General features: G+C 53.0%; 23 protein-coding genes. 17 read left to right on the top strand and 6 right to left on the bottom strand.

The window, feature by feature from the left end:
* Positions 1–220 precede the first annotated feature (220 nt).
* The 10 genes from ACCW71_RS05760 to ACCW71_RS05805 all read left to right on the top strand — a co-directional run bounded on the left by ACCW71_RS05760 (position 221) and on the right by ACCW71_RS05805 (position 9,973).
* Positions 221–784, top strand: coding sequence for a helix-turn-helix transcriptional regulator (locus ACCW71_RS05760; RefSeq protein ID WP_436370120.1), 564 nt, complete (start codon positions 221–223; stop codon positions 782–784).
* Between the two features lie 1,273 nt (positions 785–2,057).
* Positions 2,058–2,603, top strand: a complete 546-nt coding sequence (locus ACCW71_RS05765; RefSeq protein WP_436370121.1) for a fimbrial protein — start codon at positions 2,058–2,060, stop codon at positions 2,601–2,603.
* An 86-nt stretch (positions 2,604–2,689) separates the two neighbouring features.
* Positions 2,690–3,223 carry a fimbrial protein gene (locus tag ACCW71_RS05770; protein WP_436370122.1) on the top strand — a complete coding sequence of 178 codons (534 nt, stop codon included), beginning with the start codon at positions 2,690–2,692 and terminating at the stop codon, positions 3,221–3,223.
* Positions 3,223–5,766, top strand: a complete 2,544-nt coding sequence (locus ACCW71_RS05775; protein WP_436370123.1) for an outer membrane usher protein — start codon at positions 3,223–3,225, stop codon at positions 5,764–5,766. The genes ACCW71_RS05770 and ACCW71_RS05775 overlap by 1 nt, the downstream gene beginning before the upstream one ends.
* Before the next feature lie 33 nt (positions 5,767–5,799).
* Entirely contained in the window at positions 5,800–6,546 is a 747-nt protein-coding gene (locus ACCW71_RS05780; protein ID WP_436370124.1) for a fimbria/pilus periplasmic chaperone, read from the top strand.
* 45 nt (positions 6,547–6,591) lie between these two features.
* On the top strand, positions 6,592–7,230 hold the full coding sequence (locus ACCW71_RS05785) for a fimbrial protein (RefSeq protein WP_436370125.1): 639 nt from the start codon (positions 6,592–6,594) through the stop codon (positions 7,228–7,230).
* 10 nt (positions 7,231–7,240) lie between these two features.
* Positions 7,241–7,789: a fimbrial protein gene (locus ACCW71_RS05790; protein WP_436370126.1), complete on the top strand. Its 549-nt coding sequence runs from the start codon at positions 7,241–7,243 to the stop codon at positions 7,787–7,789.
* Positions 7,790–7,798: 9 nt separating this feature from the next.
* Entirely contained in the window at positions 7,799–8,326 is a 528-nt protein-coding gene (locus ACCW71_RS05795) for a fimbrial protein (protein ID WP_436370127.1), read from the top strand.
* On the top strand, positions 8,326–8,883 hold the full coding sequence (locus ACCW71_RS05800) for a fimbrial protein (protein ID WP_436370128.1): 558 nt from the start codon (positions 8,326–8,328) through the stop codon (positions 8,881–8,883). Before ACCW71_RS05795 ends, ACCW71_RS05800 begins: the two co-directional genes overlap by 1 nt.
* Before the next feature lie 115 nt (positions 8,884–8,998).
* Positions 8,999–9,973: a fimbrial protein gene (locus tag ACCW71_RS05805; protein ID WP_436370129.1), complete on the top strand. Its 975-nt coding sequence runs from the start codon at positions 8,999–9,001 to the stop codon at positions 9,971–9,973.
* A 50-nt stretch (positions 9,974–10,023) separates the two neighbouring features.
* Here ACCW71_RS05805 and ACCW71_RS05810 read toward each other — a convergent pair whose 3' ends face one another.
* On the bottom strand, positions 10,024–10,650 hold the full coding sequence (locus ACCW71_RS05810; protein WP_436370130.1) for a serine protease: 627 nt from the start codon (positions 10,648–10,650) through the stop codon (positions 10,024–10,026).
* 361 nt (positions 10,651–11,011) lie between these two features.
* On the opposite strand from ACCW71_RS05810, the gene ACCW71_RS05815 reads away from it, so the two are divergent.
* Positions 11,012–12,175 carry an MFS transporter gene (locus ACCW71_RS05815; protein WP_436370132.1) on the top strand — a complete coding sequence of 388 codons (1,164 nt, stop codon included), beginning with the start codon at positions 11,012–11,014 and terminating at the stop codon, positions 12,173–12,175.
* Here ACCW71_RS05815 and ACCW71_RS05820 read toward each other — a convergent pair.
* Positions 12,172–13,092, bottom strand: a complete 921-nt coding sequence (locus ACCW71_RS05820; protein ID WP_436370133.1) for a LysR family transcriptional regulator — start codon at positions 13,090–13,092, stop codon at positions 12,172–12,174. The two genes, ACCW71_RS05815 and ACCW71_RS05820, sit on opposite strands and share 4 nt — an antisense overlap.
* A 101-nt stretch (positions 13,093–13,193) precedes the next feature.
* Between ACCW71_RS05820 and lysA the strand changes: the two genes are divergently transcribed.
* Together lysA and ACCW71_RS05830 are read left to right on the top strand one after the other, a co-directional pair.
* Positions 13,194–14,450 (top strand): diaminopimelate decarboxylase, encoded by a 1,257-nt coding sequence (gene lysA / locus ACCW71_RS05825; protein WP_436370134.1) that lies wholly within the window; start codon positions 13,194–13,196, stop codon positions 14,448–14,450.
* Between the two features lie 57 nt (positions 14,451–14,507).
* Positions 14,508–14,957 (top strand): GNAT family N-acetyltransferase, encoded by a 450-nt coding sequence (locus ACCW71_RS05830; RefSeq protein WP_436370135.1) that lies wholly within the window; start codon positions 14,508–14,510, stop codon positions 14,955–14,957.
* A gap of 40 nt (positions 14,958–14,997) precedes the next feature.
* Here ACCW71_RS05830 and ACCW71_RS05835 read toward each other — a convergent pair whose 3' ends face one another.
* The 4 genes from ACCW71_RS05835 to mutH form a co-directional block, all read right to left on the bottom strand.
* Positions 14,998–16,038: an NADP(H)-dependent aldo-keto reductase gene (locus ACCW71_RS05835; RefSeq protein WP_436370136.1), complete on the bottom strand. Its 1,041-nt coding sequence runs from the start codon at positions 16,036–16,038 to the stop codon at positions 14,998–15,000.
* A 140-nt stretch (positions 16,039–16,178) separates the two neighbouring features.
* Entirely contained in the window at positions 16,179–16,397 is a 219-nt protein-coding gene (locus tag ACCW71_RS05840) for a YgdI/YgdR family lipoprotein (RefSeq protein WP_436370137.1), read from the bottom strand.
* A 118-nt stretch (positions 16,398–16,515) separates the two neighbouring features.
* Positions 16,516–17,226 (bottom strand): TerC family protein, encoded by a 711-nt coding sequence (locus ACCW71_RS05845; RefSeq protein ID WP_436370138.1) that lies wholly within the window; start codon positions 17,224–17,226, stop codon positions 16,516–16,518.
* 100 nt (positions 17,227–17,326) lie between these two features.
* Entirely contained in the window at positions 17,327–18,004 is a 678-nt protein-coding gene (mutH, locus tag ACCW71_RS05850) for a DNA mismatch repair endonuclease MutH (RefSeq protein WP_436370139.1), read from the bottom strand.
* Positions 18,005–18,689: 685 nt separating this feature from the next.
* On the opposite strand from mutH, the gene rppH reads away from it, so the two are divergent.
* The 4 genes from rppH (at position 18,690) to thyA (ending at position 23,317) form a co-directional block, all read left to right on the top strand.
* Positions 18,690–19,217: an RNA pyrophosphohydrolase gene (gene rppH, locus ACCW71_RS05855; RefSeq protein ID WP_009087042.1), complete on the top strand. Its 528-nt coding sequence runs from the start codon at positions 18,690–18,692 to the stop codon at positions 19,215–19,217.
* A 12-nt stretch (positions 19,218–19,229) separates the two neighbouring features.
* The gene (gene ptsP / locus ACCW71_RS05860) at positions 19,230–21,476 is read left to right on the top strand and encodes a phosphoenolpyruvate--protein phosphotransferase (protein ID WP_436370140.1); all 2,247 of its coding nucleotides are present in this window, start codon (positions 19,230–19,232) and stop codon (positions 21,474–21,476) included.
* Between the two features lie 168 nt (positions 21,477–21,644).
* Entirely contained in the window at positions 21,645–22,526 is an 882-nt protein-coding gene (gene lgt / locus ACCW71_RS05865) for a prolipoprotein diacylglyceryl transferase (protein ID WP_436370141.1), read from the top strand.
* Positions 22,523–23,317 (top strand): thymidylate synthase, encoded by a 795-nt coding sequence (gene thyA / locus ACCW71_RS05870; RefSeq protein ID WP_436370143.1) that lies wholly within the window; start codon positions 22,523–22,525, stop codon positions 23,315–23,317. The genes lgt and thyA overlap by 4 nt, the downstream gene beginning before the upstream one ends.
* Positions 23,318–23,442: the final 125 nt, after the last annotated feature.

The following is a 23,442-nucleotide window of genomic DNA, read 5'->3' on the forward strand; positions in this document are numbered from 1 at the left end:
CTGATAATTCTCATCCCTTGCTCATTCCCTGTATGACGATTATTCCTGAAAATAAAAATAACAATTCTATTTTGACAATTAATGTTGCTTTGTTAACAGCATTTTTTGCGCAATAAAATAAAATATAATAGTTATACGATACCCCGCGCATTAAGGTTGAATAGTCTATTTCATACCTCATATTTTTAATCATAATAATAAATGATTTACAGGGATAGTTATGATGAGTAATGAAATTTTCATTATTGGTAAAAATCATTTTTTGCATAATGGGCTTCGTGAAATAATAAGAGAAGGTTTTTCGGGGAAAAAGAGTCGTTTTACAATCAGACAGGTAAATCTGGTAGAATTGATGCAAATCGATGCCAGTTATAAAACCAAAAAGAGATACAGCATTGCTATCGTACCCGCTCACATGTATGAAACATTACATATCTTTGCGGGTATGGAGCAGATAAAAATGGTTCCGGGTAATCTCAGTTTAGCGGACATTAACGCATTACTCAGTGAGGTGGTCGCTTCAGATATCAGCCAGAGCAGGGTTAATGCTAACAACAGCCTTTGTCTGACAGCCAAAGAAAGGCGGTACTGTTATCTGGTATATAGCGGCATATCAAACAAAAAAATTGCGCGTTATTTTCAATGTACCGAGAAGAATGTCAGCTATCTGAAGAGAAAGATTATGTCCAAGTGGCAGTGTAAAAATAGTCTGGATTTTTATAAAACCATCAACTATTTCTACGCGGAAAGCGATGAGGTGCATGGCGAGAGCGCTGCTATCTAACCCATGTGGTAAGCGCTTACGTTCAGCATAAGCCGGATAACCAGAGTGGTGACAGAACCAGTCTGGTTATCCTTATGCCGGGCGACAGGCTCAAAGCGTAGTTTGTTCAGGTCTGGCTTCCCGCCTTTATATCTCCGATGTCGATAACTTCCACCCGGTAATCTTCCGCATGGGCATGTCCTATCCAGCCAGCTCCCATCTGGCACTGCGTAACTTCTCCAGTAGCACAGCGTAGCCTGAAGTTTTTAATCACAGCGGCATAGTCGCTTCACGTACTTCAGCCCGGTCGATAGCAGCTGGCTGCCTGTCAGCTTCATGTTTCTCCTCCGCCATCAGTTAAAACGCCGTCTTCTGATTACACCGCAACAGGCTAATCCTGACTGAACGACGTCGGGGTCGGGTGCATCGGGGCAGTTGAAGGGTTTTTGCTGCAACGTCCCCCTGCAAATAGGCTCAGGTTTGGTGATGGCATGACTCCGGCAGAACTATCGCGACTCCGCAGGTTTTACGGCACCACAAACCCAGGCAATCAGGTACTGCTGGATGTATTGCATGCTAATTATTATTCTGGTATCTATTGCGTGTCATAATAGGATGAATGATATTTACAGCTATCTCTCATTATAAAAATTAACTTCATTCAGCAAATGATTACTAAAGGGCAGGTTTTAGCGGGTTAATCGTGGGTTAATCAACAAAGTATTAATTAATGGTCTTTTTTAGCAGGTTTAACAGCCTGGTTTTATACTATTCCTCGCTGTTGGATGAATTTTGAAAATGGATAGGCGTCCTTTGTGGCGCTGAGTTGCCACTATTTTCTGATCAGGACTGCCCAATAAGCCAAATTCACCTGCGGTATAAGCACTGTCCATAAGGATTATTTAGGGGGCTGTGCAGAATTTTTCAAAAAAATCTCATTCTGGCGGCGCGAAATATCTTAAAAAGAAACATGGTTAATTTAATAACTGGTTAACATTCCAATCGAATGGAAATAGGGCGAGAGCGCTGCTTTATCCTCATTTGACTATGTGGTGTTTAATTCAGGTTTTTCCATCTGGATAATTCCTATATGAAATCTGTTTTGAATATTTTCAGCAGGAGGGTATAAATGCCGCCGTTAGCAAGAAGGTAAGGAAAGGTATAGATATGTATACAAGGCCCCTTACCTTCATACTGAATATAGAAAGTATGATCCAAAGATAAATGGGTCAGCCTTTTATGTAACGACGAGCAGTTTGCCTCGAGCAAACAATTTAATTTAAGGATGATATAAATGAAAAAGATTCAACTGGCTGTGGTTCTGGGTATGGCACTGGCAAGCGGCAGCGCATTAGCAGCAGGTCAGGGCAGCGGTACTGTTCACTTTACTGGCGAAATCATTGATGCACCTTGCTCAATCACTGCGGATACCGTTGAGCAGACTGTTGACCTGGGCCAGGTTTCAAGCTCAGCGCTGAAAGCAGGCGGTAAATCTACTCCTAAACCTTTCAGCATCAAACTGGAAGATTGCGACGTATCCAGCCTGACTAAAAAGACTGTAACTGCAACCTTCACCGGTAAAGCAGCCACCTTTGATACCACCTCTACTCTGCTGGCTATCGCTGGTACCGCTTCAGGTGCAGCTGTTGCTATCACTGATGATAACAGCGCCAATATCAAATTTGGTACCCCTTCTTTAGCATACACCTTCAGCAGCGATTCTAAAGAAGCTGAGTTGCAGTACTCTGCTTACCTGCAGGGTGCCGCTGATAACTCTACTTACCCAATTGTTGCCGGCGCATTCACCAGCACCGCAAACTTCACCCTGGCGTACGAGTAACAGTACCCCTAAGAAACAGGCGGTAACACGCCTGTTTCTTTTCCTCTAAAGCGACGTTTGCATTTCTAGCACCGGGTAATAATAAAATGAGATTTTTTCTCGTCTATTTAATTCCCCTGGCTGTGTTAAGCCTGGTTTCGTCTGCCAGCGCAGCCGATCAGGGACACGGAACTGTTCATGTGCAAGGTTCAATCATGGATACGCCGTGCGCAATTGCATCAGGTAGTCGCTATCAAAGCGTTGATCTTTCAGCTCTTCCTGTCAGTACCATTATCAGTGATGGGGTAGGGCCATCGAAACCCTTCACGATTAATTTATCGAACTGTTTGCTGCAACGCTCCTTAAAAGACGGTAATGACTGGTCGACATTCGCAATAACTTTTGATGGGAAAGTGACGGGGAACGGTCTCTTCGGCGTTGAAGGAGAAGCCAGCGGCGTAGGTATTGAAATTACTGATAAAGCCGGAAATATCGCAGCGCCTGGTAAAGTTATGCCTGAATATGCGCTGGAGCCAGACAGCATGGACCTGGGCTTCAACCTGCGTTTAAAGGCAAATCAAAAAGCGGTACGGCCGGGAAATTACCAGAGTACCATCAGATTTAAAATGGATTATTACTGATGAATGGAAAACGTAAAAAAACCGGTTCGCGGTATATGAGATGTCAATTAAGACCTCTGTTCATCAGTATTTTATTTGCGTTAAGCGGGAGTTATTTTGCTAACGCTTCAGAGGGTTCTGATTCACAGGATATTCAGTTCAATACTGACGTTCTGGATGTGAAAGATCGCCAGCATATTGACCTGAGTCACTTTGCCCGTGCCGGTTATGTTATGCCGGGAAAGTATCATATGAAGCTGCGCGTTAACCACCACGAATTAAATGAAGTAGACGTGGTTTTCCGTGCACCAGTTGACGATCCAAAAGGAAGTGAACCTTGTATCACCGCAGATATTGCAGAACAAATCGGCCTGAAAGATAAAATGAAGAGCCAGCTGGTCTGGCAGAAAGATGGGACCTGTATTGACCTCTCCTCGTTGCCTGGCTCAAAGGCCACAGGCAATCTGGCCGATAATATACTGGATGTCTCCATTCCTCAGGCTTATATCGAATATATTGCGGATAACTGGGATCCACCTTCACGCTGGGATGAGGGCATCCCTGGCGTCATACTCGACTATAACATCAATGCGCGTAACAACACCCGGGCTGATGATAATAAGAATGAACAAAACGTCAGCGGTAATGGTGTTGTGGGAATGAACGCCGGTCCCTGGCGATTACGCGGTGACTGGCAGGGAAATTACTACCATGTAACCGGTGTTCCGCAACCTTCGCAGCATAGTTTGCGCATGAGTCGCTACTATATGTATCGCGCGATAGGTGCGCTTCGCGCCAAGCTGACCCTGGGCGAAAACTATCTCTATTCAGATATCTTCGACAGCTTTCGTTTTATCGGGGCGAGTCTGATATCGGATGACAGCATGTTGCCACCCAACCTGCGTGGTTATGCGCCTGAAGTCAGCGGTGTTGCCAAAACCGATGCTAAAGTGACGGTCATGCAACAGGGGCGGGTACTGTATGAAACCCAGGTGCCCGCAGGGCCTTTCCGCATCCAGGATCTGAGTTCAGCGGTATCCGGTGCCCTCGATGTACAAATCAGGGAGCAGGATGGGAGCGTTCGGACCTTTCAGGTTAACACGGCAAACATTCCTTACCTGACCCGACCGGGCCTGGTGCGTTATAAAATGGCGGTGGGTCAGCCATCAGACTATCTGCGGCAAACCCGCGGTCCAGGTTTTGCCAATGGCGAATTTTCCTGGGGTGTGAATAACGGCTGGTCACTGTATGGCGGCGCAATCCTGGGCGGTAATTATAATGCGTTTTCCGGCGGTATAGGACGGGACTTACTGGCGTTTGGTGCGCTCTCTTTTGACGCCACACAGTCACGTGCCCGCCTGCCAAAGCAGGGAAACAAAACGGGTGAGTCCTATAAGCTCAGCTACTCAAAGCGTTTTGAGGAAATCAATAGCCAGGTGACGTTTGCCGGTTATCGCTTCTCGGAACGCAATTATTTAAGCATGAGTCAGTACCTCGAATTGCGTTACAGAGGGGCAAATTATGGCCAAGGTAAAGAACTTTATACCATTACCGTTAACAAGCAATTTGAGTCACTGGGGCTGAGCAGCTATTTAAATTACAGCCATCAGACCTATTGGGACCGGCCAGCAAATGATAACTATACGTTTTCACTGGCTAAATATTTCGACTTTATGCGGTTGAAAAACCTTAGCTTCAACCTGACAGCTTTTCGTTCGGTTTATAACAATACTCACGATGATGGTGCTTATATGACAATAAGCGTCCCGTGGGGTAACTCAGGATCGGTGAACTATGATGGCCAGTATTATAAAAGTGGCTCTTCACATTCTGTCAGCCTGAATGACCGTATCGATAGTAACAGTAACTACCAGGTGAGCGCGGGTATGGACTCCGGCGGCCATTCTAACGTAAGCGGTTTTTATACCCGGGATGGTGATTTAACCAGTATGACCGCTAACGCCAGCTATAACTCCAGCCAGTATAGCGCCATTGGTATGTCACTACAGGGTGGGATGACTGCAACAGCGAAAGGTGTGGCACTACATCGTGTCAGCACGGTAGGCGCAACCCGTATGATGCTCGATACCGATGGGGTGGCAGACGTCCCTCTGGTGGGGAATGGCGGCGTCAGTCGTAGTAACATTTTTGGTAAAGCAGTTATCGGTGATTTAAATAACTATTACCGCAGCAGCGTCCGTGTCGATCTCGACAAGCTCTCTGACAATGTCGATGCACCGCGTTCCGTCGTTCAGAGTTCGCTGACCGAAGGGGCGATTGGTTATCGTAAACTCGGTGTTGTCGCGGGTGAAAAGGCCATGGCTGTAATTAAATTAGTGGATGGCTCATCACCTCCATTTGGTGCAGTGGTTGAAAACAGTCGCGGGTATCAGACCGGTATTATCAGTGATGATGGTAGCGTATGGCTGACCGGCATAAACGCCGGTGAAAAAATGAATGTCAAATGGAACGAAAAAATTAATTGCAGCATCACGTTGCCGACACCTTTGCCACCATTAACCAGCGGACTGCTTTTACCCTGCGAAAAAGTATCAGGAAAGTAGACTTTTCTCTGGCAATATTAAGTGAGATTCGTAATGAAACTGAAATTTTTACCGTCTGTATTTGTTGGATTGTTTTTTGGCAGTTTTTTAGTTCAGCAGGCCAGTGCTGCGATTGCCTTAGATCGTACGCGCGTCATTTTTGATGGTGGCAGCAAATCAATAAGTCTGAATATCAGTAATAAAAATAAAGAACTGCCCTATCTGGCTCAGGGATGGATTGAAGATGCGCAGGGCAATAAAATTGAGTCGCCGTTGATTCTGCTGCCGCCTTTGCAGCGGGTTGAACCTATGGCCAAAAGCCAGATAAAGGTTCAGTCACTTCCAGCGATTAACCTGCTGGCGCAGGACAAAGAGACACTTTTCTACTTTAACCTGCGGGAGATCCCACCGCGCAGCGATAAGCCCAATACTTTACAGATTGCGCTGCAAACCCGGGTGAAACTCTTTTACCGTCCGCATGCGTTAGTCAAGTCTTCAACAGATATGATCAACACATTTAAGGACAACATCACCCTGACCCGCGAGAACGGGAAATATCGGGTGAATAACAAAACGCCTTATTTCTTCACATTAGTAACCGCCAGCGTTGCGAATAAAGATATTGCTGAATTAAAACCAGTGATGATTTCGCCGCAGAGTAGCACCGTGCTGCCGGTCAGCGCAGAAAGAATGGGCAATGCTCCTGAGATTACATTCATTAACGACTATGGTGGTCGGCCGAAGCTCATCTTCCGCTGCGGCGGTGCCGAGTGTACCGTAAGCCAATATAAAGAAGGTTAATGCCGCGCAGGATAAGCGTTGTTAATAAAAAACCAGGAATAGCATATGGATATCGCAGCTTCTTGTTCTACAAAAAAATATGTCTCCCAAAAAGTACTGAGAGGCTCTGGTATTACCGCTGGTCTCTTCATTCTTTGTTCACTGCTGAGCGCATCTTCCGCCTGGGCGAAAGACTTTAGCCAGGTTGATGGCGAGACGGGAGTGCTCCATGTCACTGGCTCGTTAACGCAGGGAGCGTGTCGGCTTGAGATGCAGAGTGCCTGGCAGCAGATTGATCTTGGTAACTTAGTGACCGGTGATTTTACTGCCGCCGATCAGCGCGGAGAGCCGGTACCTTTTCAGTTAATCCTGCGTGATTGTTTGTTGACCGGTGGTCGTCTGCGGGATGCGATTAAAGGCGGAACCGTGTGGGACAGCAAACAACCGGTGGTGTCAGTCTCGTTTGTGGCGCCCGCGGATCGCTATTCGCCTGAACTGGTGAAAGTGGATGGCGCACAGGGTGTGGGATTACGTCTGCTCGACAGCCAGCATCGCAATGTGCGGCTGGGCTATCGCAGTGAGCCCGTTTTTGTGGCGCCTTATCATGATGTGCTGACCTGGTATGTCGTGCCTGAGCGAACCTCAGCGCCGCTAGTGGCAGGTGCTTTTGCCGCGACGGTTAGTTTTCGCCTGAATTATGACTGAGGGTAATGATATGCCTGCAAAATACAGCACAGAAAAGCCCGGAGTTTCTGGCGTACGAGCATTCCTGAAGAACAGTTTCACGCTGTTGGGCTGCATGGTGATCTACCCCTTGTGTGCCCAGGGTGCCATTACGATTGATCCCGTCCCTATTACTATCAGTGGCACGGTGATTGCGACCGCATCCTGTACTTTCGGCAGCGACAAAACTATCGAGATCGAATTCGGCGACGTCTATATCAGCCAAATCATTGGTGATACCTACAAAAAACCGGTGGATTACACGCTGAGTTGTGAAGGCGATGCGGACGGTAAAACTGTCTACATGGAGTGGGTGGGCGATCAATCCTCCTTTGACAGCACGCTGTTAACCACCGATGTTACCGGTCTGGGCGTTAAGTTATTACAGAATAATACCCAGGTGAGTCCCAATACCCGGTTCACTATTGATGCGGCCTCTCCGCCTTCGCTGGATGTCGTGCTGGTTAAAAACAGCGGCGCGTCTTTTACTAACGGGCAGGAATTTAATGCATCGGCAACGCTGAAAGTGGATTATCAATAAGGATGAATGATGATGAGCACCCGGCTATATACGCTGCTAAGACCACTGCTCGGGGTAATAGTACTGCAATTTTTTACAATCCCACTCTCTTTTGCTGCTGAGACATATGCCACTCAGACAGGGGATACCGTTAACGTGACCATTCATGGCACACTGAAGCGCAAGCCCTGCTATATCAATAATGATGGTATTATCGCCATTGATTTCGGCAATGTGGGTGTCAATAAAATCGATGGTAAAAATTATATTAAGACCATTGATTACACCCTTGAGTGTGAAGATCCTGATGAAACGGCAAATCTGAAAATGACGCTGGCAGGCACGCAGACCACTTATGACAAGGGTGCTATTACCACCAGTGTTGATGGATTAGGTATAGAACTGCTGCAAAATGGTACGGCGGTAGTAATTAATCAGTCTTTTGTTATCGATTATAACAAACCACCTGTGCTTCAGGCGGTACCCGTTACGTCAGGCGCGTCATTAAGCGAAGGCGCTTTTACCGCGACGGCAACGTTACTGGCGGAGTATGAATAATGTCAAAATTTAAAAAGCCGGTTTTTCAGCAGCTAATAGCAACGTTGTCGATGCTGTTTATTTTCTCATTGTTTTTTATTCATCTGAGCGCCAGTGCAGTAACCAATAACTTGCAGTTCTCTGGCAATCTTGTCGCTGACCCCTGTGAACTGGATCCGACCACGCAAAATATTGAAGTCGATTTTGGTGAGATCGTTGATAAATATTTTTATATCAACCAGCGGGTGCACAGTAAGCCCTTTGTTGTGCGTTTACTGGAGTGTGATCTCTCGCTGGGGTCCACGGTCTCGCTGACCTTTACGGGGACAGCTGACAGTGAACTGAACGATATGTTAGCCGTAACCGGCAGCGCGAGTGGTGTTGCCATTGGTATGGAAGACATAGAAGGTAAAATATTGCCTTTTAATCAGCCGACCCCGGTTTTTGCGCTCACTGCCGGTACCACCGAACTGACATTAATGGCTTACGTACAGGCACGGCCCAGTGCAATTCAGAATCACACCATTGTCAGAGGTGAATTTAACGCCACCGCTAATTTTACACTTAATTATGAATAGATGGTTATTCCAGGGTAGGTAAAGTTTATCGGGTTCAGGGTTCAGTAAGGCTGAATTCAATAATTAATGAATAGCCATGCCGATTCCCGCGGCAATAAGCTATATGAGAGAAATAATGATGAAGTTAAGAAAAACAGGCTGCTTGTTTTTACCAAAATTATTGCTGGCGGGTTTGATGCTCTGGTTGTGGAGCGCTAATGTCAGCGCCTATGATTTTGTCGTACGTTGTGATGGCGTCGATACTAAAGGCAGCTGCGGCCCGGGTGCCTCTTTCGTAATGGAAAAGATAAGCAATGCCCATGATGCTACTGCAACGCCCTTTGCACTCAACTGGATGCAAATATATCTTGCCAACTGCTCTTCAGATACCAGCTGTACAAAATTAGTCGGGCCGATTTTTGAGAAAGCAGCGGGAAGTGGTATCTGGAGTTGGGGACCATTTGCAACGGCATTCCAGAATATGCCCTGGTCCAATAAGCTGACGGGAACGATCGTCTCCAGCATTAACGCGGGTACATTAGAACCCACCTGGAATGGAAATATTTATAAGGGACTCTGCTTTAGCATCATGGGCGGATCAGCCACGGGTGCCACTGGCGGAAAATGGGCATTATGGGGATCGTCGTCCAGTTTTCCGGCAGGGGCCGTACAGTGTGATGCGCCTATCAACCGTTCAGCCATAGACACTTGTAGCGTTTCGACACCGAGTATTGATGTGGCCTTTGGCGAGATTGAACGTTCCGATATTGGTTGGGTGGAAGGCGCAACCAAACACGACGTAACGAAAAGCCTGACGATTAACTGTACGGGCACCACTGCACATAATTTTTCGGTAAAACTGAGTATGAACCCCGTCGCCTGGTCGGACTCGCAAATCTTTACCAGTAACAGCGCGCTGGGGGTCGCAATCACCGAGAATGGCACGATTCTGAAGGCGAATGACTCTTTTACTGTGGAAGTCCCGGGGGGAGGCTCATCACTACCCACCAACCTGGTTTTCAGTCTGTTGAGAAACCCCTCAGTGCCTGCCACCAGCATCACGACGGGTCTCTTTACCGCTTCTGCCACCTTTATTGTGACAGAGTTATAACTGACTTCCATCCCTACTTAACATGCCTGCTGCCAAAGGCGATTATCTCCTCAGGATTTAATCGCCTGATGCAGCCAGGTTTCAAACCGTGCATAGGGCACATAGAGCGCGACATCCTTATAGAGGGTTTTGCCGCTTGTGTTGTCATTGATACGGCTGCTGTAACCCACAATCACCCCAGCCAGCGTATCGTCAGAGGCGTTATAGACCGCGCCACCTGACATGCCTTTCACCACGCCCGCGTTCGCCGCCACCACTACGCAATCTGATTTGTTCCAGCTGTTCGCCAGCGTGGTATTAATCAGGTTCTGCCCGCTGGAACTCACCGGCATCGCCGAAATAAAGCTATAGCCGTAGAGATTCACCTTGTCACCGATGTGACTATTGCGAAAGCTGGGAGGCAGATTCATTTCACTGTTCTTATGATAGACCACCGCCAGATCGCATTCAGGATGCCAGGCTTTAATGCGATAGAGCGAAAACTTCGCCACGTGTGCCGCGGTCAGGCTGTATTCCGGGGTGAGCGGTATGGTGGTACCCAGCGTGCCCAGACCCAGCACGGTAGGGATACCGGTCACGGTCATATCAACCCGCTTTTCCGCTTCTTTACTGTACTCATAGTGGCCAACCGAGCAGCCGGTTAAAGCCAGAACCATCAAAGCCATGAGCCGTTGCATTCTCTCTCCCCGCGTCTGGAACAGGTCACATCACCTGGCGATTTATGAGGGATATATCGGCAATCGTGGAATTTTATTGAGTGAGTACCTATTAAAAAGGGTAATAGGTTACTGAAAAATGGCAACCCGATGGCTGGCAGGGCGCGCCCCTGGCGGGTTTTTCAGCGTGCTATGGCGAAAAGAGATTTTCCAGAATCGCGATATTGTTGCTGGCGCAGCAATAATCCTTTGCTGCTTTCAGGCTATATGGCGTTCGGGCGCTATGCTGTAATACCTCGCAGTGACGCAGATCAAATTTTAATAAGCGTCGATAGGCTGCGCCCCTGCGCGGTTCACCTGCAAAATATATTGGGAGAGGGCTATGCCTGTAGCATTACTGGCGCTGGCGTTAAGTGCGTTCGCCATCGGAACCACCGAGTTTGTGATTATGGGGCTGCTGCCGGAGGTGGCGCGCGACCTCCAGGTCTCGATTCCATCCGCCGGCTGGCTGATCAGCGGCTATGCGCTGGGAGTAGCGATTGGTGCGCCGATTATGGCGCTGCTGACCGCCAGCCTGCCGCGTAAAAAAACGCTGATCCTGCTGATGGTGATATTTATTATCGGCAATCTGCTCTGCGCGCTGGCCTACAGCTATAACCTGCTGATGCTGGCGCGCATTGTCACCGCGCTGTGTCACGGGGCGTTCTTCGGCATTGGCGCGGTGGTGGCGGCCAGCCTGGTCGCACCAGGGCGTCAGGCCTCCGCGGTGGCGCTGATGTTTACCGGACTCACTCTGGCTAACGTGCTGGGCGTCCCGCTGGGGACCAGCTTCGGCCAGATGTTTGGCTGGCGCGCCACCTTCTGGGGCGTGGCGGTGATCGGCGTACTGGCTTTTATCGCCCTGATCGTCAGCCTGCCCAATAATAAGCAGGAGAAGCCGGTTCACCTGGCGAGTGAAGTGGGGGCGCTGGCGAACGGCAAGCTGTGGCTCTCGCTGTTGATGACGGTGTTCTTTGCGGCGGCGATGTTTGCACTGTTCAGCTACATTGCACCGCTGCTGTTGCAGGTTACCGGCATCAGCGATCGTGGTGTCAGCTGGACGCTGTTCCTGATTGGTGCGGGCCTGACGGTCGGCAATATTCTTGGCGGTAAGCTGGCTGACTGGAAAGTCTCATTCAGCCTGATCCTCAGCTTCTCGCTGATCGCCATCTTCTCCCTGCTGTTCAGCTGGACCAGCCATGCGTTGTGGCTGGCGGAGATCACCCTGTTTCTCTGGGCGATGGCGACCTTCGCCACGGTGCCGGGCTTGCAGATTAATGTGGTACGACACGGTAAAGAGGCACCCAACCTGGTTTCAACCCTGAACATTTCGGCGTTTAACGTCGGCAACGCGCTGGGAGCCTGGGTCGGTGGCGCGGTGATTGGCCGCGGTTTCAGCCTGACCGCGGTCCCGGTTGCCGCCGCCGCGCTGGCGGCTATCGGTTTGCTGGTCTGCCTGATCACCTTCCGTCGATCAGGGGGCGCGGTGGCCAGGGTTCGCGCCTAAGCCAGACGGGCGGCGATGCGCGCCGGAAAGTCAGCCACCTGGTGTTGCAGGTGGCTGACAAAGGCATCGACCAGCGCCGAAGCCGGGCGGTGAAGCGGTCTGACCAGGCTGACGGTAAACGGCACCGCCACGCTGAACTTACGCATCACCACGCCGCTGTCGGCGTAATCAAGCGCCGTCAGCGGATTAACAATCGAAATGCCAACGCCCGCTTTCACCATAGCGCACACCGACGCGGCGCTGTGCGTCTCCAGCACCAGCCGCCGCTCCACCCCCTGCTCATGAAACAGCGCATCCAGCAGCTGACGATAACTGTCGGTGCGCGACAGGCTGACATACTTTTCACCGGCAAAATCGTGCGGCGTCAACGCTGCGCGCTGGCTCAGGGGGTGGCCGTGCGGCAGCACGCACACTTCATCGCAGGTCAGCAGGGGATGGCACTCCGTTCCGGCCGGGGCATGCCGGGTCTCGGTTAAGCCGAGATCGTAGCGTTGCGCCGACAGCCACTCCTCCAGCAGCGGCGACTCCTGCGGGATCACATTCAGGCTCACATCGGGGTAACGCTGTAAAAAAGGCTGGCAGAGCGGCGGCAGCAGCGACTGCGAAAAGACCGGCAGACAGGCGATCGACAGTTCGCCCTGGCGAAACTGGCGCAGCCCTTCAGCCGCCTCCATAATGCGATCCAGCCCATACCAGGAGCGCTGCACCTCTTCGAACAACCGCAGACCCTGGACCGTGGGTTGCAGCCGTCCCCGTACCCGCCCGAACAGTTCTAATCCCAGCTGCTGCTCCAGCCGCGCCAGCTCACGGCTCACCGTGGGTTGAGAGGTATGCAGCAGCGTCGCCGCCTGCGTCAGGTTGCCGCTGGTCATCACCGCGTGAAAGATCTCAATGTGTCGCCAGTTAATCTTAGCCATCTCTTACCCCATATCTATTTTGCATAAATGCCATTAAAACAGATATTTTTCGCTATAGCACGATTCTGGCTTAATGCGGTGAAGACCACAGGAGAATTGCTATGCCACGTTCCTTACAGAGTACCGAAACCGCACTCAACGCCGCCAGTCTGCTGCCGCTGGCACGCCGCTACGCCGGCCCCTTCTGGGCCTATGACGCACAGATCATTCAGGCGCGCATTGCCCAGCTTCAGGCGTTTGATGTGGTGCGTTTTGCGCAGAAGGCCTGCTCCAATATTCATATTCTGCGCCTGATGCGCGCGGCGGGCGTGAAGGTCGATTCGGTATCGCTGGGGGAGATTGAACGGGCGCTGGTGGCGGGCTATCAGCCGGGCGGGGAGGATATTGTCTTTACCGCTGATCTGTTCGATCAGCCGACGCTGGCGCGGGTCGCGGCGCTGAAAGTGCCGGTCAACGCCGGATCGATCGATATGCTGCATCAGCTGGGTGCCGTTTCCCCCGGTCATGCGGTGTGGCTGCGGGTGAATCCAGGCTTTGGTCACGGTCACAGCCAGAAAACCAACACCGGCGGCGAAAACAGCAAGCACGGTATCTGGCATGCTGATTTAGCTCAGGCGCTGGCCGCCATTGAGCAGCACGGCCTGAAACTGGTCGGCATCCATATGCATATTGGCTCGGGCGTGGACTATGCGCATCTGCAACAGGTCTGTGATGCGATGGTCGATCTGGTGGTGGCATCGGGTCAGGATCTGGCGGCTATCTCCGCTGGCGGTGGTCTCTCCATTCCCTATCGCTATGGCGAAGAGGCGATCGATACCAGCCACTATTTCGGCCTGTGGGATGCCGCCCGCCAGCGTATTGCTCAGCATCTGGGGCATGCGGTGAAGCTGGAGATCGAACCGGGCCGTTTTCTGGTGGCGGAGGCGGGAGTTCTGGTCTCTCAGGTGCGTGCGGTGAAAGCGATGGGCAGCCGTCACTTTGTGCTGGTCGACGCCGGTTTCAGCGACCTGATGCGGCCCTCGATGTATGGCAGCTATCACCATATTTCGCTGATGGCGGGTGATGAGCGGGTGATTGATGAGCAGCAGACGATCGATACGGTGGTGGCCGGTCCGCTGTGTGAATCGGGCGATGTCTTTACCCAGCTGGAGGGGGGCATGGTTGCACCGCGCGCTCTGCCAGCGGCCAGAGTCGGGGATTATCTGGTGTTCCACGACACCGGCGCTTACGGTGCCTCGATGTCCTCCAACTACAACAGCCGCCCGCTGATCCCGGAAGTGCTGTTTGAACAGGGCGAGCCACGCGAAATCCGCCGCGCGCAGACCATTCAGTCGTTACTGGCGCTGGAAACTGACTAACGGCCTCGCTCAGGCCAGAAACTTTACCGCGCCCCTCTGTTTCAGGAGAGATAACACATGAAAATAGTGCCGCTGAGTGAGGTGCCGCAGTTTGCCGATCAGATTACCGAGTGGCAGTGGCGGGCGTTTGGCGAACCAGCCAGCCGTGACTTCTTCGCCTCTGTAGTAACCAGCAGTCTGAGCGGAGCCGATTTTCCGGTGACCTTTGTCGCGCTGGAGGCGGGCAGGGCGATTGGCACCGTGGGCTTCTGGCGCTGTGATTTGATCAGCCGTCAGGATCTCTTTCCCTGGCTGGCGGCGCTCTATGTGGATGAGGCGGCGCGCGGCAAAGGCGTCAGCGCGGCGTTGCAGCAGCACGTTACCCGCTATGCGCAGGCCCGGGGCTATTCACGGCTATGGCTATGGTCAGCGTTTGGCGGTTACTACGAACGGTTCGGCTGGCAGCCGCAGGGCGAGGCGCTGGAGTATCCTGACAAGCGGGTCAGACTCTACTCGCGCGATCTCTGAGGTGTGCCAGCCGCCGCACAGGCAGCTGGCACCAGACGGCTCACGGAGCCGGATAGGTATAACGACGATGGATCGCTTCTATGCCTTCCAGAATCTCGGCGTTTAAGGTCAGATTGAAGCTGTCGATATTGATCTGCAACTGCTCAAGTGTGGTGGCACCCAGCAGCGTGCTGGCGACAAACGGCTGCTGACGCACATACGCCAGCGCCATCTGCGATGGGTCGATCTGATGCTGACGGGCCAGCGCCACATATTCCGCAATCGCCTGCTGTGACTGTTCACCGCTGTAGCGGGTAAAGCGGCTGAACAGGGTGTTGCGTGCGCCCGCAGGCTGTGCGCCATTCAAATATTTACCGCTCAGCGTGCCAAACGCCAGGCTGGAATAGGCCAGCAGCTCTACCCCTTCATGCTGGCTGATTTCGGCCAGACCCACTTCAAAGCTGCGGTTCAGCAGGCTGTAGGGATTCTGAATGCTGACAATGCGTGGCAGTTCATGTTTCTCCGCCAGTTGCAGGTAGCGCATCACCCCCCAGGCCGTTTCGTTCGAGACCCCGATATAGCGAATTTTACCGGCGCGTACCTGTTCAGTCAGCGCTTCCAGCGTCTCCAGCAGCGTCACCTGCGCCGTGGTCTCGCTGTACTGATAGCCCAGCTTGCCGAAATAGTTGGTCTGACGCTGGGGCCAGTGCAGCTGATAGAGATCGAGATAGTCGGTGTTCAGGCGTTTCAGGCTGGCGTCGAGCGCGGCACGGATATTTTTACGATCCAGCGCCATATCGGGACGAATCGAAGCGTCATTGCCGCGTGAAGGCCCGGCGACTTTGCTGGCCAGAATGATCTTGTCGCGGCTGCCGCGTTGTTTAAGCCAGCTGCCAATGTACTGTTCGGTCAGGCCCTGGGTTTCCGGGCGCGGTGGCACCGGATACATTTCGGCGGTATCAATAAAGTTGATGCCGCAACGGAGCGCTAAATCGAGCTGAGCATGGGCGTCGGCTTCGCTGTTCTGTTCGCCAAACGTCATGGTGCCCAACCCCAGCTGACTCACTTCCAGCGTGCTATGGGGAATACGATGATAGTGCATTGCCAGCTTCCTTTTCTTAATGGAATGGAATGTTGTGTCCTCAGGGACTATAGCGCGAGCAATGGCGGGGAAGGAAGGGGGAAAAGTCGGGGAAATCACCTGCCAGCGGGGAATCTGTGGCAGGTGAGTCAATCTGGCACTTAACGTTCAATGATGGTCGAGACCTCATCGCTGTTAATCTGTACTGCGTGACCGGATTGATCGATGTACTCGACCAGTCCGGTCTCTTTATCAATGGCTGGCTTGCCTTTGGTCATAATCATCTGACCATCTTTAGTCGCCATCACATAATCCGAACTGCATCCGCTTAGCGTTGCTGCGGCGACCATCAAAATTACTACTCCCGCCCATCCTTTCATTACGCCTTATCCTCACAAATCATCAACTGCAAAAGTGTAGTAATAAATCGTTTTGCCGGCGGGGTTAAATCGCAGGAATCTGAAAATCACCGGCCGCGCAGCTTCGCTCTTGACATTATCAGCTCTGCTTTTTCTTGCTGCGCATCAGATTAAGGCACTCAACCGCCATTGAGAAGAACATCGCGAAATAAATGTAACCTTTTGGTACGTGGACCGCAAAACTCTCCAGAATCAGGGTAAAACCGACCAGAATCAGGAACGAGAGCGCCAGCATTTTCACCGAAGGATGACGTTCGACAAACTCTCCGATCGCGCGGGCGGCAAACATCATCAGCAGCACCGCAATCACCACCGCCGCCATCATAATAAACAGATGATCGGAGAGGCCGATGGCGGTGATCACCGAGTCGAGACTGAAGATAATGTCGAGCATCATGATCTGCACAATCGCGCCGAGGAACGAGTGCACTTTGGTGTTGTGTTCCCCTTCACTGCCTTCAATGGTTTCATGGATCTCCATGCTCGATTTCCACAGCAGGAACAGTCCACCAAACAGCAGGATCAGATCGCGCGCCGAGAAGGGATGATCCATCAGGGTAAACAGCGGGTTGGTCAGCCGGGCGACCCACGCAATCGACGCCAGCAGGGCAAGGCGCATTAACATCGCGCCCATCAGACCGATACGACGTGCGCTGGCCTGTTGTTGCTTTGGCAGTTTAGCGACCACCAGCGACAGGAAAATAATATTATCAATACCCAGCACCACCTCAAGGATGGTCAGGGTGCCCAGCGCCAGCCAGGCGTTGGGATCCACAATCCACTCAAACATACCGACATTCAATCCTAAACGAAAAGTAAACGAGGATTATACGCATTGAATTCGCCTGGCTCCCACAAAATTGCGCCGTGGCCGTACAGCAGGAGGAGAGTCACAGCAAAAAGTGGCGTGCCAGCAGCGGTCCGGTGAAACTTTTCTTCAGGTAGAAGCCGCGCGGCAGTGTCATGATCGGCTGGCCCTGATCGCCAATGCCCTCGGTCAGCGCTTTGCTGTTGGCGGCTTTGGGGCGGATTTGCAGCCAGGCACCATGCCGGGCGGTGATCTGTTCTACCCGGCCCAGCACAATCATATCCATCAGCTCTTCCCAGTCCTGACGCAGCATCTCATCTTCTTGCGCATCGGGGCTCCACAACAGCGGCGCGCCCACCCGGCGTTCGCGCAGCGGGATCGCCCGCTCGCCCTCCACCGGTATCCACAACACCCGCGACAGCTTGTGCCGCACATGACTGGTCCGCCAGGTGACACCGCTGTTGCCGGTCAGCGGCGCAACGCAGACAAAGGTGGTTTCCAGTGGTTTACCCTGGGCATCAATCGGGATGGTTTTCAGTTCAATCCCCAGGTGGGCGAAATCCTGCTCCGCTTTGCTGCCTGCGCTGGCACCCAGATGCAGCTCCAGCAGCATCCCGACCCAGCCCTTATCGCGTCTGAGATCGGCAGGCACTGGCAGACCGGCGCGTACCGCCAGCGTTTCCAGGGTTAACCCGGCTAAATTCTGCGCCCGTGCCAGCAGGCTGGCTTCATCTTCTGGCGGTCCTGGCAGATGATTCATGTTGATAACTCGCGTTGCTTAAATTTTGTACAGTAAACGGCAGGCTCACTTTTCCGGCAGAAATAAACCGCACCGCTGACGGATAATAACATGATAGATCGTGCTTTTTTTATCGGCCCGGCACAACGCTCCCCACAGCGACGCGAGGTTATCCCAACTTACTCGCAACAATGAACAGGAACTCCAGCGTAGTTATCCACAGAAAAATGGGATAACCGCTGCTTCTGTGCGGTACTGGTTCCATTTACAGCCTTGACTTTCCCGCTTTTGACCACAATCTGCTCACACTGGCCTAAGCCTGAACAATTTGCTGTGGATAAAAAGCGTGGTGGTTAAATTTCATCCAAACGTAAAGCGGCGCGATAAGAATCCGCATTTCTGCCAGCAGGGAATCTGGCGGTTTTGATTATTTTTGTATTAAAATTAAAGGGATAATCTTTTCGCACTTTGCGGGGTGTCAGACGCGGCATTCAGGGTTATTCAGTTAACTCCCGCGTTCTGCACAAAGCTATCCACAGAAAAGGTGAATAAGATCGATCTTTTTGGCGGTTATTGTTTATAACTCCGGGCCCGGCTGTGAGTTATCCCGGCATCAGTGGCTTAACACCCCGTGAATCCAGTGGTTTACCGCCTGTAAGGAGTGTGAAACAATCAGGCCATTCAAATTTAGCTTTGAGGTAGTCCGGTGATCGATGATGATGGCTACCGCCCGAATGTTGGTATCGTAATCTGTAACCGGCAGGGACAAGTGTTATGGGCCAGGCGCTTTGGACAGCACTCCTGGCAATTTCCTCAGGGAGGCATCAACCCCGGTGAAACCGCAGAGCAGGCGATGTATCGCGAACTGTTCGAAGAGGTGGGATTACACCGGAAAGATGTCCGAATACTTGCATCTACCCGTAACTGGTTGCGCTACAAGTTGCCAAAACGTTTGGTGCGTTGGGACACAAAGCCGGTATGTATCGGCCAGAAACAAAAGTGGTTTCTTCTGCAATTAATGTGTAATGACGCGGACATCAATGTGCAGCACAGCAGCACGCCGGAGTTTGATGGCTGGCGCTGGGTCAGCTTCTGGTATCCGGTGCGTCAGGTTGTCTCCTTCAAGCGCGATGTCTACCGGCGGGTGATGAAGGAATTCGCTGGCGTGGTGATGTCTATGCAGGAGAGTGCGGGGCAGCGGAATAACCCTGCCCATCGACGTAAGAGAGGATAGGCCACGCCCTTTATGCTCACTCAGTTGCGCGAAATTGTAGAAAAAGTGGCGAGTGCGCCGCGTCTCAATGAAGCACTCGACATTCTGGTCAATGAGATCTGTCTGGCGATGGAAACGGAGGTCTGTTCCGTTTATCTCGCCGACCACGATCGCCACTGTTATTACCTGATGGCGACGCGCGGCCTTAAAAAGCCGCGTGGCCGTACTGTGACGCTGGCGTTTGATGAGGGTATTGTCGGTTTGGTCGGTCGTCTGGCTGAGCCGATCAACCTCGCAGACGCACAGAGTCATCCCAGCTTTAAATATATCCCTTCGGTAAAAGAGGAGCGCTATCGCTCCTTCCTCGGCGTACCCATTATCAGCCGTCGTCAGCTGCTTGGCGTGCTGGTGGTGCAGCAGCGCGAACACCGTCAGTTTGATGAAAGCGAAGAGTCGTTTCTGGTCACGCTGGCTACCCAGATGGCGGCGCTGCTGTCGCAGTCTCAGATGGCGCAGCTATTTGGCCAGTTCCGGCAGACGCGGGTGCGCGCCATTGCCGCTGCACCGGGCGTCGCCGTCGCCCCTGGCTGGGTCGATGAGACGCAGCCGCTGCTCGATCAGGTCTCCGCCGCTTCGACGCTGGATGTGCAGCGCGAACGCGAACGGCTGTCACTCGCCATGAGTGAAGCGGCCAGCGAGTTTCGTCGCTTCAGCAAGCGTTTCAGCGCCAGCGCGCAGAAAGAGAGCGCGGCGATTTTCGACCTCTACTCCCACCTGTTAACCGATGCCCGGCTGAAGAAAGATCTGTTCGATGAGATCGAACGCGGCTCGGTCGCCGAGTGGGCGGTGAAACAGGTGATTGAGAAGTTCGCGGCCCAGTTTGCCAGCCTGACCGACAACTATCTGCGCGAGCGCGCCGGCGATTTGCGGGTGCTGGGGCAGCGACTGCTGTTTCACCTCGACGACACCCTGGTCGGCACCAACGCCTGGCCGGAACGCTTTGTGCTGGTGGCCGATGAGCTGACCGCCACCACCCTGGCCGAGCTGCCGCAGGAGCGGCTGGCGGGCATCGTGGTACGTGACGGCGCGGCTAACTCCCATGCGGCCATTCTGACCCGGGCGATGGGGATCCCGACCGTGATGGGGGCGGACATTCTGCCCCATCAGCTCAACAAGCGGCTGCTGATCGTCGATGGCTATCGCGGTGAGCTGCTGATTGATCCTGAGCCGGTGCTGGTCCAGGAGTATCAGCGGCTGATCAGCGAAGAGAACGCGCTGAGCAAAATGGCTGAAGGTGTGGTCGATCAGCCCGGCGAGCTGAAAAGCGGCCAGCGCGTACAGGTGATGCTGAATGCGGGCTTGAGCCCGGAACATGAGCAGGCGCTGGACAGCTGGGTTGACGGCATTGGTCTCTACCGTACCGAAATCCCCTTTATGTTGCAGAACGGCTTCCCGTCGGAAGAGGAGCAGGTGGCGCAGTATCAGGGCATGTTGCAGCTGTTTCACAATAAGCCGGTGACGCTGCGTACCCTGGATGTCGGGGCCGATAAGCAGCTGCCCTATATGCCGATCAGCGAAGAGAATCCCTGCCTGGGCTGGCGAGGTATCCGCCTGACGCTCGATCAGCCGGAGATCTTTCTGGTGCAGGTCCGCGCCATGCTGCGCGCCAACGCCGCCTCCGGCAATCTCAGCATTCTGCTGCCGATGATCAGCCATATCGACGAGATCGACGAGGCGAAGCGGCTGATCGATCGTGCCGGGCGTGAAGTGGAGGAGATGCTGGGCTACGCGATCCCGCTGCCGCGCGTCGGCATTATGATTGAAGTGCCGTCAATGCTGTTTATGATCCCGCATCTGGCCTCTCGGGTCGATTTTGTCTCGGTCGGCACCAACGATCTCACCCAGTATCTGCTGGCGGTCGATCGCAACAATACCCGCGTCGCCAACCTCTATGACTCCCTGCATCCGGCGATGCTGCGTGCGCTGCACGCTATCGCCCGCGAAGCCCAGATGGCGAAGCTGGAGTTGTGCCTGTGTGGTGAAATGGCGGGCGATCCGATGTGCGTCGCGCTGCTGGTGGGACTGGGGTATCACCATCTCAGCATGAACGGTAAAAATGTGCCGCGCGTGAAATATCTGCTGCGCCATCTCGATTATGAAGAGGTGCAGAAATTAGCGGAGCAGGGGATGAATGCCCACACCGCCACCGAGGTCCGCCATCTGGTTTCAGCCTTTATGGAGCGGCGCGGGCTGGGCGGTCTGATCCGCGGCGGTCGCTAAGGGCCATTCCGCCAGGCGGGCTGCGCAACACCGACCTGTGGCGCGAGGGGCGTTATCCGCATTTACATTTGCGTGACAACTCACAAAACCGGCTGTGCTATCATGCGCAGCCTTAATTTATGTGCCTGACAACACCCCTTTTCAGGGTTGAAAAATAGACGGTGAATGATGAATAACGGCTATATTGCATTTCCGCAGTTCGATCCGGTGATCTTCTCGATCGGACCGGTTTCGCTTCACTGGTACGGTCTGATGTATCTGGTGGGCTTTGTTTTCGCCATGTGGCTGGCGGTACGCCGGGCAAACCAGCCGGGCAGCGGCTGGAAAAAAGAGGAAGTTGAGAACCTGCTCTATGCCGGTTTCCTGGGGGTCTTCCTCGGCGGACGTATCGGCTATGTGCTGTTCTACAACCTGCCGCTGTTTCTGGAAAATCCCCTCTACCTGTTCAAGGTCTGGGATGGCGGCATGTCGTTCCACGGCGGCCTGATTGGGGTGATTGTGGTGATGCTGATCTTCGCCCGCCGCACCAGACGGACCTTCTTCCAGGTCTCTGATTTCATTGCGCCGCTGATCCCTTTTGGTCTGGGTGCCGGTCGTCTCGGCAACTTCATTAATGGTGAACTCTGGGGCCGGGTCGATCCGGGCTTCCGCTTTGCCATGCTGTTTCCAGGCTCCCGCAGCGAAGATGTGGCGCTGGCCGCCACCAACCCGCAATACCAGGCGCTGCTCAACACCTACGGCGTGCTGCCGCGTCACCCTTCACAGCTCTATGAGCTGATTCTGGAAGGGGTGGTGCTGTTCATTATTCTGAACCTGTTTATCCGTAAACCGCGCCCGATGGGCAGCGTCTCCGGTCTGTTCCTGATCGGCTATGGTGCCTTCCGCATCATCGTTGAGTTCTTTCGCCAGCCGGATGCCCAGCTTGGCCTGTTTGAAGGCGGTATCAGCATGGGGCAGATCCTCTCCGTGCCGATGATTATTGCCGGAATTATTATGATGATCTGGGCGTATCGTCGTCGCCCGCAGCCACAATTTCGCGAGGAAAAATGAAACAGTATCTGGATTTAATGCAACATGTGCTGAACGAAGGCACACCAAAAGCTGACCGTACCGGCACCGGTACGCTCTCAATTTTTGGTCACCAGATGCGTTTCAATTTGCAGGATGGTTTTCCGCTGGTTACGACCAAAAAATGTCACATCCGCTCAATTATTCATGAGCTGCTGTGGTTCCTGAAAGGTGACACCAACATCGGTTATCTCAAAGAGAACAAGGTCTCTATCTGGGATGAGTGGGCCGATGAGCAGGGCAATCTTGGCCCGGTCTATGGCAAACAGTGGCGCAGCTGGGGCACGGCCAGCGGTCAGGAGATCGACCAGCTGAGTCAGGTTATCGAGCAGCTGAAACGCGATCCCGACTCGCGCCGGATTATCGTTTCCGCCTGGAACGTCGGCGAACTCAGCGAGATGGCGCTGGCTCCCTGCCATGCCTTTTTCCAGTTCTATGTGGCGGACGGCAAGCTCTCCTGCCAGCTTTATCAGCGCTCCTGCGACATCTTCCTTGGCCTGCCGTTTAACATCGCCAGCTATGCGCTGCTGGTGCATATGGTGGCGCAGCAGTGCGACCTGGAGGTAGGGGATTTTGTCTGGACCGGGGGAGATACGCACCTCTACAGCAACCATCTGGAACAGGCGCGCCTGCAACTGACCCGTGAACCGCGGCCGCTGCCATCGCTGGTTATCAAACGCAAACCCGCGTCACTGTTTGACTATCAGTTCGACGATTTTGAGATTGAAGGCTACGATCCGCATCCGGCGATCAAAGCCCCTGTCGCGATCTGATTCGTCATCACCGATCATGCCCCGGCGCACAGTGCAGCGCCGGGGCTTTTTTTTGCCCGCAGCCGGTCATTTGCAGCACGGCTCGCACGCTTTTGAAAGGGTCTCGCTTGCGGGCCAGATTCCCT

This window comes from Pantoea sp. C2G6 (assembly GCF_051336815.1).
GTDB lineage: Bacteria > Pseudomonadota > Gammaproteobacteria > Enterobacterales > Enterobacteriaceae > Pantoea.

Bases quoted from the DNA above. Each gene is read 5' to 3' on its own strand.
- ACCW71_RS05790 (WP_436370126.1), top strand. From the start codon at position 7,241: ATGCCTGCAAAATACAGCACAGAAAAGCCCGGAGTTTCTGGCGTACGA.
- lgt (WP_436370141.1), top strand. From the start codon at position 21,645: ATGAATAACGGCTATATTGCATTTCCGCAGTTCGATCCGGTGATCTTC.
- ACCW71_RS05795 (WP_436370127.1), top strand. From the start codon at position 7,799: ATGATGAGCACCCGGCTATATACGCTGCTAAGACCACTGCTCGGGGTA.
- ACCW71_RS05800 (WP_436370128.1), top strand. From the start codon at position 8,326: ATGTCAAAATTTAAAAAGCCGGTTTTTCAGCAGCTAATAGCAACGTTG.
- ACCW71_RS05820 (WP_436370133.1), bottom strand. From the start codon at position 13,092: ATGGCTAAGATTAACTGGCGACACATTGAGATCTTTCACGCGGTGATG.
- ACCW71_RS05765 (WP_436370121.1), top strand. From the start codon at position 2,058: ATGAAAAAGATTCAACTGGCTGTGGTTCTGGGTATGGCACTGGCAAGC.
- ACCW71_RS05770 (WP_436370122.1), top strand. From the start codon at position 2,690: ATGAGATTTTTTCTCGTCTATTTAATTCCCCTGGCTGTGTTAAGCCTG.
- ACCW71_RS05845 (WP_436370138.1), bottom strand. From the start codon at position 17,226: ATGTTTGAGTGGATTGTGGATCCCAACGCCTGGCTGGCGCTGGGCACC.
- ACCW71_RS05840 (WP_436370137.1), bottom strand. From the start codon at position 16,397: ATGAAAGGATGGGCGGGAGTAGTAATTTTGATGGTCGCCGCAGCAACG.
- ACCW71_RS05830 (WP_436370135.1), top strand. From the start codon at position 14,508: ATGAAAATAGTGCCGCTGAGTGAGGTGCCGCAGTTTGCCGATCAGATT.
- ACCW71_RS05775 (WP_436370123.1), top strand. From the start codon at position 3,223: ATGAATGGAAAACGTAAAAAAACCGGTTCGCGGTATATGAGATGTCAA.
- ACCW71_RS05810 (WP_436370130.1), bottom strand. From the start codon at position 10,650: ATGCAACGGCTCATGGCTTTGATGGTTCTGGCTTTAACCGGCTGCTCG.
- mutH (WP_436370139.1), bottom strand. From the start codon at position 18,004: ATGAATCATCTGCCAGGACCGCCAGAAGATGAAGCCAGCCTGCTGGCA.
- ACCW71_RS05805 (WP_436370129.1), top strand. From the start codon at position 8,999: ATGATGAAGTTAAGAAAAACAGGCTGCTTGTTTTTACCAAAATTATTG.
- ACCW71_RS05835 (WP_436370136.1), bottom strand. From the start codon at position 16,038: ATGCACTATCATCGTATTCCCCATAGCACGCTGGAAGTGAGTCAGCTG.
- ACCW71_RS05760 (WP_436370120.1), top strand. From the start codon at position 221: ATGATGAGTAATGAAATTTTCATTATTGGTAAAAATCATTTTTTGCAT.
- lysA (WP_436370134.1), top strand. From the start codon at position 13,194: ATGCCACGTTCCTTACAGAGTACCGAAACCGCACTCAACGCCGCCAGT.
- thyA (WP_436370143.1), top strand. From the start codon at position 22,523: ATGAAACAGTATCTGGATTTAATGCAACATGTGCTGAACGAAGGCACA.
- ACCW71_RS05815 (WP_436370132.1), top strand. From the start codon at position 11,012: ATGCCTGTAGCATTACTGGCGCTGGCGTTAAGTGCGTTCGCCATCGGA.
- ACCW71_RS05780 (WP_436370124.1), top strand. From the start codon at position 5,800: ATGAAACTGAAATTTTTACCGTCTGTATTTGTTGGATTGTTTTTTGGC.
- ptsP (WP_436370140.1), top strand. From the start codon at position 19,230: ATGCTCACTCAGTTGCGCGAAATTGTAGAAAAAGTGGCGAGTGCGCCG.
- ACCW71_RS05785 (WP_436370125.1), top strand. From the start codon at position 6,592: ATGGATATCGCAGCTTCTTGTTCTACAAAAAAATATGTCTCCCAAAAA.